13 protein-coding genes are annotated in these 12,287 nt (G+C 30.6%); 4 read left to right on the forward strand and 9 right to left on the reverse strand.

Translation table 11 applies throughout. The features are described 5' to 3' along the window. Positions 1-34: 34 nt before the first annotated feature. Positions 35-1,000 carry a Gfo/Idh/MocA family protein gene (locus BUC03_RS10570; protein WP_073151575.1) on the reverse strand — a complete coding sequence of 322 codons (966 nt, stop codon included), beginning with the start codon at positions 998-1,000 and terminating at the stop codon, positions 35-37. A 156-nt stretch (positions 1,001-1,156) separates the two neighbouring features. Between BUC03_RS10570 and BUC03_RS10575 the strand changes: the two genes are divergently transcribed. Both BUC03_RS10575 and BUC03_RS10580 read left to right on the forward strand, forming a co-directional pair. Continuing rightward, complete coding sequence (locus BUC03_RS10575; RefSeq protein WP_073151578.1) at positions 1,157-1,798, forward strand: protein-L-isoaspartate(D-aspartate) O-methyltransferase; 642 nt, start codon at positions 1,157-1,159, stop codon at positions 1,796-1,798. Between the two features lie 79 nt (positions 1,799-1,877). Next, the gene (locus tag BUC03_RS10580; RefSeq protein ID WP_084112907.1) at positions 1,878-2,426 is read left to right on the forward strand and encodes a porin family protein; all 549 of its coding nucleotides are present in this window, start codon (positions 1,878-1,880) and stop codon (positions 2,424-2,426) included. Between the two features lie 73 nt (positions 2,427-2,499). On the opposite strand, the gene BUC03_RS10585 is transcribed toward BUC03_RS10580, so the two are convergent. The 3 genes from BUC03_RS10585 to smpB are packed head-to-tail and all read right to left on the reverse strand — an operon-like array spanning position 2,500 to position 6,397. Next, the gene (locus BUC03_RS10585) at positions 2,500-3,450 is read right to left on the reverse strand and encodes an endonuclease/exonuclease/phosphatase family protein (RefSeq protein WP_073151583.1); all 951 of its coding nucleotides are present in this window, start codon (positions 3,448-3,450) and stop codon (positions 2,500-2,502) included. An 18-nt stretch (positions 3,451-3,468) separates the two neighbouring features. Then, positions 3,469-5,925: a DUF5686 and carboxypeptidase regulatory-like domain-containing protein gene (locus BUC03_RS10590; RefSeq protein WP_317041167.1), complete on the reverse strand. Its 2,457-nt coding sequence runs from the start codon at positions 5,923-5,925 to the stop codon at positions 3,469-3,471. 13 nt (positions 5,926-5,938) lie between these two features. Continuing rightward, positions 5,939-6,397, reverse strand: coding sequence for an SsrA-binding protein SmpB (gene smpB / locus BUC03_RS10595; RefSeq protein WP_073151588.1), 459 nt, complete (start codon positions 6,395-6,397; stop codon positions 5,939-5,941). 186 nt (positions 6,398-6,583) lie between these two features. Between smpB and BUC03_RS10600 the strand changes: the two genes are divergently transcribed. Beyond that, entirely contained in the window at positions 6,584-7,405 is an 822-nt protein-coding gene (locus tag BUC03_RS10600; RefSeq protein ID WP_073151591.1) for a DUF6503 family protein, read from the forward strand. Here BUC03_RS10600 and BUC03_RS10605 read toward each other — a convergent pair whose 3' ends face one another. Then, entirely contained in the window at positions 7,406-7,987 is a 582-nt protein-coding gene (locus tag BUC03_RS10605; protein WP_073151594.1) for a histidine phosphatase family protein, read from the reverse strand. 154 nt (positions 7,988-8,141) lie between these two features. After that, positions 8,142-9,335, reverse strand: a complete 1,194-nt coding sequence (locus BUC03_RS10610) for an esterase-like activity of phytase family protein (protein ID WP_084112909.1) — start codon at positions 9,333-9,335, stop codon at positions 8,142-8,144. A gap of 25 nt (positions 9,336-9,360) precedes the next feature. Here BUC03_RS10610 and BUC03_RS10615 point away from each other — a divergent pair, with 25 nt between their 5' ends. Next, positions 9,361-9,546: a CsbD family protein gene (locus tag BUC03_RS10615; protein WP_073151604.1), complete on the forward strand. Its 186-nt coding sequence runs from the start codon at positions 9,361-9,363 to the stop codon at positions 9,544-9,546. A gap of 79 nt (positions 9,547-9,625) precedes the next feature. Here the strand turns inward: BUC03_RS10615 and BUC03_RS10620 are convergent, their stop codons facing one another. From BUC03_RS10620 to BUC03_RS10630, 3 genes are read right to left on the reverse strand one after another with little or no spacing between them, the layout of a single operon-like run. Continuing rightward, positions 9,626-10,675, reverse strand: coding sequence for a peptidylprolyl isomerase (locus tag BUC03_RS10620; RefSeq protein ID WP_073151606.1), 1,050 nt, complete (start codon positions 10,673-10,675; stop codon positions 9,626-9,628). A 20-nt stretch (positions 10,676-10,695) separates the two neighbouring features. Then, complete coding sequence (gene gldI / locus BUC03_RS10625) at positions 10,696-11,250, reverse strand: gliding motility-associated peptidyl-prolyl isomerase GldI (protein ID WP_200799135.1); 555 nt, start codon at positions 11,248-11,250, stop codon at positions 10,696-10,698. Beyond that, entirely contained in the window at positions 11,240-12,265 is a 1,026-nt protein-coding gene (locus tag BUC03_RS10630; protein ID WP_073151609.1) for a DHH family phosphoesterase, read from the reverse strand. The genes gldI and BUC03_RS10630 overlap by 11 nt, the downstream gene beginning before the upstream one ends. Positions 12,266-12,287: the final 22 nt, after the last annotated feature.

The following is a 12,287-nucleotide window of genomic DNA, read 5'->3' on the forward strand; positions in this document are numbered from 1 at the left end:
AATTTTTAGAAAATTTTTCTAGCTTTTATTTTCTTTACTTGTCAAAACTTTGAATAATCATTTTTGCAATTCTCAATGCTTCTGTACCTTGTTCTAAAGTTACCACAGGAGTGGTATTGTTATTAATGGCATCTGCAAAAGTTTCTAATTCATCTAAAATAGCATTGTTATTTGCTACGTCTGGATTATCAAAATAGATTTGCTTTTTTACCCCTTCTGCATTTTGTAAAATCATAGCAAAATCATCTGGGTTTTCTGGAGCATCTTTCATTTTTACTACTTCAGATTTTTTTTCTAGAAAATCTACAGAAATATAAGCATCTCGCTGAAAAAACCTTGATTTACGCATGTTTTTAAGTGAAATTCTACTGGCTGTAAGGTTTGCTACACAACCATTTTCAAACTCTATACGCGCGTTTGCAATATCTGGAGTATCACTAATTACAGAAACTCCACTAGCATTTACACTTTTTACCTTAGATTTTACCACGCTTAAAATAGCATCAATATCATGAATCATTAAATCTAATACCACAGGTACATCTGTACCACGCGGATTAAATTCTGCCAATCTATGTGCTTCAATAAACATAGGGTGATCAATCTTAGTATTTACAGATTGAAAAGCAGGGTTAAAACGCTCTACGTGACCTACTTGGCCTTTTAGACCTTTTTCTTTAGATAATTTGGTAAGTTGTTCTGCCTCTTCTACCGTATTGGTAATTGGTTTTTCAATAAAAAAGTGTTTTCCTGCTTCAATAGCTTTTAAAGCAGTATTGAAGTGAGAAAGGGTAGGAGTAACAATATCTATAACATCTACTTCTTGCAGTAAATCGTCTATTGTTTTAAAATTTTTATAATTAAACTCTTTCGCTATCTCTTCAGCATACTTCTCATTAGCATCGTAAAAGCCAATAAGTTCATATTTTTCTGATTGATTTAATAAACGCAAATGAATTTTACCTAAATGGCCAGCGCCTAAAACTCCTACTTTCAGCATATTTCTTAAATGTTTTACACAAAAATACTATTTCTTTTAAGAATTATGAATGTAATTTCTTTAAATGAAGTAGTAAATTGTTAATAGTTGAATGCTGAAAAAATTCCATAAAACAGGCTTAATCCTTATTTTTGTTACTGAAAAACTTACCAGCTTTTGAAAGATACATTTAGACATCAGGGAAAACGTAAACAATTGGTTGAGGTTGTGAAATCTAAGGGAGTAAAAGACGAGAACGTCTTGGCTGCTATTAATAAAATACCTCGTCATTTATTTATGGATAGCTCTTTTGAAGACCATGCTTACCAAGATAAAGCATTTCCTATTGCGGCAGATCAAACCATTTCTCAACCTTATACAGTTGCTTTTCAATCTGAATTGCTACAAGTGCAAAAAGGAGAAAAGGTGTTAGAAATTGGTACTGGTAGTGGTTACCAAACAGCTGTTTTGTGTGAACTTGGCGCAAAAGTATTTTCTATAGAACGCCAACAAGAGCTTTATAAAAAAACAAAGCTTTTTCTGGCCAAAATTAATTACCGACCAAAATTTTTAAGTTTTGGAGATGGGTATAAAGGTTTACCAAATTATGCCCCTTTTGATAAAATTATTGTTACTGCAGGCGCTCCTTTTGTACCGCGCCCACTATTAGCACAACTTAAAGTAGGAGGTAGGCTAGTGATTCCTGTGGGAGACGACCCACAAATTATGACTCTTTTTGTAAGAAAATCTGCCAAAGAGTTTGAGAAGAAAGAATTTGGAGAATTTAGATTTGTACCTTTATTAGAAGATAAAAATTAGCATTTGTAAAGTTTCTTTTAGCTTTTTTATAAGATATACTGAAATATCACGTTTTTATATTTGAATAAAAATAAAAGCTATGATAAAGAAAATTGTATTTGTATGTATTCTTTCTGTTATGGGAATTACTTCTCAAGCACAAGAATTAGATTTTGGTCTTAAAGCAGGGGTTAATTTTGCAGAATTAACAGATGCTGATGATTTAGATAATAGAACAGCACTTTTAGCTGGAGCCTTTGTTGGGTTAAAGTTTAACGATAAGTTTGCTATACAACCAGAAATTTTATACTCACAACAAGGAGGCGATTCAGATTTTGGAGACTATCATATAGATTACATCAATATTCCCGTAATTTTTAAATTTTATTTAATAGGAGATGTACTAAATGTACAAGCGGGACCACAATTTGGTTTTGTGGCTAACGATGATTTTCCTGAATTTGAAAACATAGAAGATCAAATTGAAGCTAAAAGTTTTGATATGTCTGCCGCAGTTGGTGCTGGTTTAGATTTACCTTTTGGCGTACGTGTAGATGCTCGTTATAATTTTGGTGTTACAGATGCTATTGAAAATACAGATGCAAAAAACGGAGTATTCTCTATTGCTGTTGGTTATTCATTTTTATAAGTTACCACAGTGGTAAAATTTATAAACAAGCCTTTTAATTTTTGTAAAAGGCTTTTTTTGTTATCGTAAATCACTAAAATTCTATTTCTATAGAAATGGGCAAATGGTCTGAGCCAATATTATTACCAATACTTCTATTAATTACTGTTATATTTTTAGAAACTAAGCAATGATCTAAGGTGGTTTGCAGTATAGAGAAATTTGCAGGCCAAGTAGGGAGTAAGCCAAAACCTAATCGGCTATCTTTTAAATCTTCTTTTATTAATTGCTGAAAATGATTAGAAAAAGATGAATTATTAAAATCTCCCAAAATGAGTAATCTATCAGAAAATGCAGATCTATTTTTAATTAGATAATTCATTTGTTTATTTCTAGCTTCAAAAGCAAGCTTACCTAAAGGAGGAAAAGGATGCGTAGCTATAATATCTATTTTTTTCTGATTTACTTGTACTTCTGCAATAATAGAAGGTTTTCCCGTACTAATTAAATCTTGAACCTCTGCAGTTATAGGTTTTTTACTTATTAAAGCAATCCCAAAATTGTCTGTTCTTGGTACTAATTTTTTATACGGATATTCAGCAAGTGTTGATTGTAAATTTAACTGCCATTGCGGCGTAAATTCTAACAAAATTAAGACCTCTGGGTTTTCTGACTTGATATATTTTTCAACTAAATTTATTTCAGAATTACTAGAGAGCAAGTTAATACTCGTTACTTTTAATTGCTCAGGTTTTACAATAGAAACCTGAGGTGATGGCAAATAATAAGGAAGTATGTAATATGCATTAAAAATAATACTAGGAATTAGTAGAGTAAGACTCCAAATTTTCTTCTGAATAAATACTAGTACTAAAACCAATAGCAATATTGCTATAATTATGTATTGAAATTTAAAATTTGCTAGTATATCTGTAAACCAATAATTAGCAAAGATGTTTGGGATTAAAGATAATGCCAAAATAACAATGCTTACCAGTAAAATAAGTTTAGCAAAACAAGATTTTTTTTTAGCTATAGGTTTCATTTTTTATTTAATCAAGATTTACAAACCTAAACTTAGGCCAAACATCACACCATTATCTTTCCAATCACCTTGATATGCTTGTACATAATCTACTCGTAAAATTCTGTACTTACCAAAACCTATGTTACTTATCCCTATAGAATATTCAGAATATGGTTTGTTACCTGTAGTCCACAATGTATTTACTCCCAATACGGTATTAAAATTAAGCTTGTTTATAAGTGGTACTTTGCCTAATAAATACCCTTTAAAATTATGTTCTATATGAAATTCTCCATAAGCATCATTAGCGCTATTAGCGTAGTAAGGCAAAAGATTGAATTGATTAATGGTTGGAGATAATTTTACATGAGTTAGGTTACCATTAAAATGTTGGTAATCTACAAGTGAAATATTATCTGCATTTAAAAATTTACCACCTTTTATGCTATATTTTAAATCTCCTTTATTTTGAAGACTCACATTTTGAGTAGCTGTAATTTTAAAATGATCAAAATTATAATCGTCTACCGTAGCTGCAAATCCTTTTTCATAGCTTACATAAAGCGTCGGGTAGTCTGAATTGGTTACGTTGTATTTACCGTCAGGGTAGTTATAGTATTTTTGTCCGAAATTAATTCTTCCTGTAATTCCAATTTTAGCAATATTATGTTCTTGAAACGGAACAGAATTAAAATTGTTAGGCGCTAACGGATTGTTGGCTGTAAAATCATCTTCATCTTCTATAATTTCTGCATTATCTAACAATGCTTTTCTACGCTCGAAAGAAGCATTAGCATAAAGTCTAAATCCGTTAAATAATTCTTCAGAATAATTAGCTTCTATAAAAGTTCTATCGTAAATTTTTAAGTAGTTTTTATCAAATAAAATAGTAGCAATAGAGCTAACTAAAGTAGAAATAGGCTCTGTATCGTTAATTTGTTTAGCTTCAATCCCTCCATTTATTTGTAGGTATGGTTTAGATTTGTTGTTAAACTTTTTGGTAAATCCGCCAGTTACTCTCAAACGATTATCTGCTAGCCCATAATTGGCAGAAGCATTTAACCTCCAAAATTTTTCGTAATCATCTTCCCATTTTACAAAATTTGCATCTACGGTGGTGTTCCAACCTTGTACGGTATTGTAACGAATACCTTGTACAGGCCCTGAAATTCCCATAGAATATTTTTTGTGAGAGTTTTTGTAGTTGTAACCAAATAAAATATCTGTGATACCAAATTTATTGTATACCTGGTCTATAGAGTCTTTGTAAACCTTAGAGTTTTTTCTTTCTTGTATGCTATCTTTTCTTACATAATCGTTAAGTTCTTCATTAGTAAGAGGCATAGGCCTAATACTCTCCCAATAAAGAGAGTCTTTTTTATTAGCACTCTCTGCAAAACTTAAAAGCTCGTTACTAAAGTCTTTTTTAGTGAATTGTGGAGTAAAATTATAATTGCTGTAAACGGCAGAAAATCTACCATTACCACCAATACCAAAAATTTTCCAGGTAAAATTTACTGTTTGAGAAAGTTTTACCCATAGTTTATCTTTTTCTGAATAAGTAAAATTCTGTTTAAATTCTAAAGTTTCTATAGGTGCAATTTGGGTAGACTCGCCTGTGGTGGTTAATTCTATTCCGTAAATTTCCCAAGAGTTTTCTAAAATATAGATGTAGCCAGAAAAAACTCGGTCTTTAGGGCGTTTTGGGGTAACTTTTATTTTATTAATAAGGTTACCTAAATCATCATAAAAAATACCTTCTAATTTGTAGTTATAATAGTTAAAAGCATAGTCTGCAATAGGAGAGACCAATTCTGTATTAAGCTCTATGGTATTGTTGTAAAAAGTATATTCTGCATCTTGTGCACTGTTTAAACTAAAACCATTATCGTCACCACTTACTTTAGAAGCAATAATTTCTTCATGAAAATTTTTAGGAGCTTGAAATTTTATTTTAGAGCTAGTTTCAGAAAGATAAACAATTCCGCTTCTGGTAGAATCTAAACCACCGCCAAGATCACCAACTTCTTGCCCTAAAATTTTATTAGGGGCATTCTCAATTTTCCACATTCCGCGAGAATAAAAATCTGCAGTGTATGCTTCAATTTTAGCAAGATTACTTTTACGGTTTTCAATAGCTTTTTTAATAACTCTATCGGCAGGATTTTCGTTAGAGTTAATTACAACTTCTTCTAAACTAGTAGATTCTTCTGTAAGAGTAACATTTAGCGTATAGGGAAAATTTTGAATATTTACTGTTTTACGTTCTGTTTTAAAACCTAAAAATTGATAAACAATAGTGTACTTACCTGTATGTTCTATCTCTAGTTCATATTTACCTTCTTGGTTAGACGTGGTACCTGTAAAACTATTTTCTAGGTAAATATTTACATAAGGTAATTTTTCTCCATTAGTACCTGTAATTTCTCCTACTACTTGAGCAGAAGCAATACCGGTAACTAAGAGTAGTGTTAACAGTAAAAATTTTTTCAAAATATATAAGCATTTAGTTATACTCTTTTTTAATACGGTCTAAACGGCGCTTGTTATCACGATCTTTAATAGTTTCTCGCTTATCATGCGTTTTTTTACCTTTACAAAGAGCTATTACTAATTTTGCTAAGCCACGGTCGTTTACAAATAACCTAAGCGGGATAATGGTTAAACCAGATTGCTTAATTTCTTTTTCAAGCTTTCTTAGTTCTTGCTTATTTAAAAGTAATTTACGTTCACTTTTAGGGTTGTGGTTAAAATGCGTTGCGTGAGAATATTCTTCTACGTGCATATTAATAACATACAATTCTCCTCGGTGAAACTCACAAAAACTTTCAGCTATATTAGCTTTACCTTCCCTAATAGCCTTAATTTCTGTACCTGCTAATTTTATACCTGCGGTATATTTATCAAGTACGTCATATTGAAATTTAGCTTTCCTATTCTTTATGTTGATATTGTTCTTCTGCATAGTAACCGCTAAAATAGGAAGCTTTTTTTAAATAAGAATAACTCTTCTCTATTATAGAGACATCTTTAAGATAAATTTGTTACAATTTATTATATATAAAGGTTAGATTTTAAAAATCTAAAAGGTTAAAATAGATTAAAGAATGCTTGATTTTGCTACATTTGTTGAAATAAATTCAATAAAAAAATGAAAAAAATATACACTGCTTTATTTATAACTTTATCTCTATTAGCTTGTAAAAATGAAGTTAAAAAAGAAGAAATTATAGAGGTGAAAGAAGCTAAAAAGGTTACTTATACACCAAAAGATGGAGGTAAAGGAGCAGAAATTATTAATACTGTTATAGACTCTGCAGGAGGTAATCTTTATGAAACTGCCACTATTGAATTTACATTTAGAGATGCTACTTATAAAAGTATTAGAAACTGCGGTATGTTTGAATTTTCTAGAAAGAAGACAGATAATAATGGCAACCAAACTTTAGAAACGGTTTCTAACTTAGGCTTTAATTATTTAAAAAATGAAAAAGAAGAAGATTTGGCAGATACTTTGGTAACCAAGTACACTAACTCTATAAATTCTGTGCTTTATTTTGCTCAATTACCTTTTGGTTTAAATGACTCTGCCGTAAGAAAAGAACTAATAGCAGAAGACTCTATTCAGGGAAAACCTTATTATAAAATTCAAGTAAATTTTGCAGAAGAAGGAGGAGGTGAAGATTTTCAAGATATTTATGTGTACTGGGTAAATAAAAATAATTATCATGTAGATTATTTAGCTTACTCTTACGAGGTGAATGGTGGCGGAATGCGTTTTAGAGAAGCTGTAAACCCAAGAGAAATTAAAGGGATACGTTTTGTAGATTATAAAAATTACGCACCTAAAAAAGGAACCTCTCCAAAATTAGAAGACTTAGATGATCTTTTTGAAGAGAATGAATTAGAATTATTTTCTACCATAGAAAATGAAGATATTCAGGTAGAAGTTTTAGACAGAAACTGCGGGTAATTAATCTGTAACTTTTTGAGATAAAGGGAAGTTTTCTAACAAACTTTCCTTTCTTCCGTTAGGGTGTATAATTACTGTATAAAGATTACCATTTTCATTATCAGAAATGTTTTTATACTTATCTTCTCCTAAAATTTTATTAATAAATAGAGGAGTGGTATCACTATGACCTACTACTAATACTGTTTTTCCTGCAGTTTTTCGTTGAAACTCTTTTGTGTAAAGTTTACTAGGTTTATAAAATTCTATAGTTGTGTTTACAGCATCTGCAGTAGGTTTTGCGGTTTCTATAGTACGTTGATAACTAGTACTAAAAACAACTTCAATATTTTTATCGGCCAATATTTTAGCCCATTGGTTGGCTCTATCCATTCCTATAGAAGTTAAATGCGGATCGTTAGTTTCTGCTTTTCTATCTTTTTCTGCGTGTCTTATAAAATAATAAGTAGTTTTATTTTTATCGGTAAAATTTTTATCTGCATCAATCTCAGATAAATTTTCTGGCGTATTAGTATTTTCTTTGCTTTCTTGTTTACAAGACGCTATAAAAATGCTGAACAAGATAATTGTTAAGTATTTCATTTTTGATTGGTTTTACATAAAAATACCAATAATCTGCTAATTTACTTTTAAAGTAAGCTTAAAAAAATATAGATTTTGGTTTAACGTTAATGTAGATGCTCTCTTCATTATAAATTTTATAGATAAAGCATATTAAGTAAATGCAATCTCTCAATTATTCTGTAACTATTTCTAACCAAATTACCTGATTAATTTGCTTGGTATATGCATTAAAATTATTGTCTGCAATTAACATTAATGTTTTATTTCCGTTAGGTAAAGTAGGGCCAAAGCAAATACCTTCTATATTGTCTACTATTTTTTGCTTTAGTTGTTTTCTAATCTCTTTAAAATTGAAAATCAACTCTTTTTCTGCAGGGATAACTTCTTTTTGTATTTTTCCTTTTAATTCATTTATAGCTAAGGTATTGGTAGCTTTACTAGCATCTACTTTATACAAAAGTATCGAGTTTGATTTTTTACCTCTTCCTGCAGAATATGCTCTTTCAATAACAATAAATTGAAGCGGAGCAATTTCTATAAAATCTGTTACTCCATTAAGAGAAAAAGGATAATATGGTATTTTTTGAATAGGTTCAAGCAGATAAGAAAATTGATTAGTTGCCTTTAAATTTTCATTAAAAAGTGTAAATCTAACAGGAGATTTTGTTCTATATAATTTGGGGTTTTTACCGTCTTTTACTAACGGAAGCTCATTTGCTACCCAAATATGTTTAGAGTTTACTGCAGAAGTAGAAAGACCTTCAAACACACCATTGTTTCTTGGTTTCTGGTTTCTTTCTGCCAAAAAATAAGTTGGGAGTTGATAATGATTTAGATATTGTCCCGCAGTATCTACTCTAACTATAAACGGATTTTTAAAATTATCTATAGCACCTTCACTACTTATAATAAATTCTTTTTTATAAGCATCTACAATTATAGACTCTAAATCAAACTTACTCTCTAATTTATCTGTGATGTTAGAAGAAAGATAAGTTACATTTTTAAAGATAATTGTATCTATTTTAGAAGAAGAGGTTTTAATGTTAAACTCATAAAACCTGGGTTTGCTACCTTCATCACAAACTGCGTAATAATTTTTGCCATCATAATCTATAGCACTAAGTCCGCCAACGTGAGAGTTTTTAAAAGTAAAATTTGCAGGGATAATATAATCATCTAAAAGTTGTAATTTAATCGAAGTGTCTTCAGGTATTTTGCCTGCACCACAGCTTATAAAGGTTAAAGAAATGCAGGCAAGTAGATACAGATAATTTTTTCTGAAATAGTAAAATAACATAGCATTAAGATAATTATGGGATTTTTTTGGCAATGACTCTTTCTTTAAACTAGTAAATTTAATCATTGTTAAACAATAAAAACTAAAAGCTATGACCGAATTAGAAATGAAAGGTAAATGGAACCAAGTAAAGGGAAAATTTAAAGAGAAATATGGAGAGGTAACCGATGATGATGTGACATTTTCTGAAGGAAAATGGGATCAAATGTTAGGAAAGCTACAAGAGAAAACAGGAAAATCTAAAGAAGAGTTACAGAAAGAAATTGAAGCTCTGTAAATAAAAAGAAAAAAATTGCTATAAAAAGAGAAAACCTCACCAATTTGGTGAGGTTTTTATATATGGTATAAACTGTAAATTACTTTACAATACTAATTAATTCTACATCAAAAATTAGTGGAGAGTTTGGAGGGATTGGGCCAATACCACGCTCACCATACGCTAAATGAGCAGGAATTACTAACCTTGCTTTTTCACCAGTTTTTAATAACTGAAGCCCTTCATCCCAACCTGGAATAACTTTTCCGGTTCCTACAGGAAACTCTATAGGTTGATCTCTTTCTACAGAAGAGTCAAAAGTAGTACCGTCTAATAATTTACCTGTGTAGTGAACTTTAATGGTTTGTCCGCTAGTAGGAGATTCTCCTTTATCATTAGTTTGAGTAATTTTGTAACGTAAACCGCTATCTGTTTTTTCAAACCCTTCACTTAATGTTTCTAATTCTTTTTGTAAAGCTGCTTTTTCTTCTTCCTTAGCTTGCTCTGCCTTATCTAATTCTTGTTTAAAAACCATTGGTGCATCAAAAGATTTAGCATCATCTCCTTTTCTAATAATGTTTACTTCTTGCATCACCACGTCTTCAACAGGCTTATCTCTTTGTGCAGTTTTAACACTACCAATAGAGTCTACAATATCTATACCTTCTACAATCTCACCAAAAACACTATGTCTGTTATTTAAGTGCGGAGTAGCTTTTAAGGTGATAAAAAATTGACTTCCGTTAGTTCCTGCACCAGCGTTAGCCATAGATAAAATACCTTTTTTATCGTGTACCAACGTATCATTAAATTCATCTGGGAACTTGTAACCTGGCCCACCTTGCCCAGTTGCATCTGGATCACCACCTTGAATCATAAAATCTTTAATAATTCTATGGAAAATAAGACCGTTGAAGAATTTTTTTCCTTGGTAAGAAGAGTCTACCATTTGGTTCTCTCCCTCTGCTAAAGAGACAAAGTTAGCAACTGTAATAGGAGTTGCTTTATAAAAAAGCTCTGCAACAAAAGTACCTTTGTTTGTTTTAAATTCTGCGTAAATACCATCATTTAAATTTGGGTAAGGTTCTTTTTGGCATGCAAAAGCGCTAATTGCTACTGCTAACAGTAAAAATAAAGTTTGTTTTTTCATGGTTGTTTTAAATTCTAAATTTAATTTAAGTTATCTTCTTTCAATATTTTATTTAATGTAATAGTAGATCTAATAGGTACATTTCTTCCTATTTTTTCTTGATCTCCATAATAGCCAAATGCTTTGTGAGAAGGGAATAGAAAAGTAACGGTTTCTCCCTCTTTCATGAGTTTTAAACCTTGCCTTAAGCCATTAAAAACATTTTCTTGGTCAATTTTATATTCTCTAGTACCTATTTCTTTTTCTGAATAAATTGCAGTACCCTCTAAAGTAGAGATGTTATAATTAAAATTCACTAAATCTCCGTAATTAGGAGAAGCTACAGAATCTTGCATTACTTGTATATTATAGTAATACCAAAAACCATCACTTGAAGAAATGTAATTGTGAGTTGTATCTTTTTGAATAATTTCAGAAATTCTTTCTTCTTCTTTCTTTACAAGTTTTTGGTTTCTTTTTACAGACTCTTTAATAAAAGAGCCAGAACTTTTAGAAATGGGTTGCCTTGCCTCGGGTGTTTTACAGCTAGTTGTACAAGCTATTAAAAACAATACACTAATTATTTTAATTTTCATTTTTTAGTTCTTTTTGATAATCCACTAAAAGGGCTTCAAATTTTTTAGTAGTTTCTTCTAAACTATCATCACTTTTACCGCCTGCAGCATTAATATGGCCACCACCGTGAAAATGATTTCTAGAAAATTGATTTACATCAAAATCACCTTTAGAGCGTAAAGATATTTTAATTATTTTATCTGCTTTATTTTCAATAAAAATGGCAGCAAAAATAATACCCTTAATCCCTAAGCTATAATTTACAAAACCTTCTGTATCTCCTTTTTTAAAATTATGATTATCTAATTCTTCTTGTGAGAGCGTAATATAAGCAGTTTTATATTCTGGTACAATTTTCATGTTTCTTAGCGCTACTCCCAATAGTTGAAATCTTTCATACGAGCTATTATCAAATGTATCTTGGTGTATGGCAGAGTTTTTGGCTCCTTTATCTATTAAGTCTGCAATTACTCTATGGGTAGTGCTTGTAGTAGAAGGAAATCTAAAAGAACCAGTATCTGTCATTATTCCTAAGTAAAGAGCACTTGCAATAGCAGGAGTAATATATTGAGTTTCGTCTAACATCTCTATAAAATGATACACCATTTCACAAGTAGAAGAGTAGCTTACATCACTAAATGTATATTTAGCATAATTATCTGGTTGCTGGTGGTGATCAATCATTACAAAAGTAGTTTTAGCACTCGCTAAAACAGGCTCCATAACTGGTCCTGTTCTAGAAAAATGATTAAAATCTAATGTAAAAATAATATCAGCACCTGTAATAAGCTGTTTTGCTTCTTCTTGATTTTTGTCAAAAATAACCACTTCTTCTTGTCCTGGTACCCATTTTAAAAATTCAGGATAATCATTAGGAGCAATAACTGTTGCTTGATGATTTTTATTTTTTAAAAAGTTGCAAAGACCAACGGTAGAGCCAATAGCATCACCATCTGGATTTTTATGAGGAACAATCACAATTTTTTTAGGTGAATTTAAAAGTGATTTTAGTTCTTTAATTTCTGTTGAATTCATAGCAAACAAAGATACAATTTAT

Origin of the sequence: Mesonia phycicola, assembly GCF_900141885.1 — a bacterium.
GTDB classification, from domain to species: domain Bacteria; phylum Bacteroidota; class Bacteroidia; order Flavobacteriales; family Flavobacteriaceae; genus Mesonia; species Mesonia phycicola.

Coding starts and splice junctions, on each gene's coding strand:
- BUC03_RS10570 (WP_073151575.1), bottom strand. CDS start 1,000: ATGCTGAAAGTAGGAGTTTTAGGCGCTGGCCATTTAGGTAAAATTCAT.
- BUC03_RS10580 (WP_084112907.1), top strand. CDS start 1,878: ATGATAAAGAAAATTGTATTTGTATGTATTCTTTCTGTTATGGGAATT.
- BUC03_RS10585 (WP_073151583.1), bottom strand. CDS start 3,450: ATGAAACCTATAGCTAAAAAAAAATCTTGTTTTGCTAAACTTATTTTA.
- smpB (WP_073151588.1), bottom strand. CDS start 6,397: ATGCAGAAGAACAATATCAACATAAAGAATAGGAAAGCTAAATTTCAA.
- BUC03_RS10600 (WP_073151591.1), top strand. CDS start 6,584: ATGAAAAAAATATACACTGCTTTATTTATAACTTTATCTCTATTAGCT.
- BUC03_RS10605 (WP_073151594.1), bottom strand. CDS start 7,987: ATGAAATACTTAACAATTATCTTGTTCAGCATTTTTATAGCGTCTTGT.
- BUC03_RS10610 (WP_084112909.1), bottom strand. CDS start 9,335: ATGATTAAATTTACTAGTTTAAAGAAAGAGTCATTGCCAAAAAAATCC.
- BUC03_RS10615 (WP_073151604.1), top strand. CDS start 9,361: ATGACCGAATTAGAAATGAAAGGTAAATGGAACCAAGTAAAGGGAAAA.
- BUC03_RS10620 (WP_073151606.1), bottom strand. CDS start 10,675: ATGAAAAAACAAACTTTATTTTTACTGTTAGCAGTAGCAATTAGCGCT.
- gldI (WP_200799135.1), bottom strand. CDS start 11,250: ATGAAAATTAAAATAATTAGTGTATTGTTTTTAATAGCTTGTACAACT.
- BUC03_RS10630 (WP_073151609.1), bottom strand. CDS start 12,265: ATGAATTCAACAGAAATTAAAGAACTAAAATCACTTTTAAATTCACCT.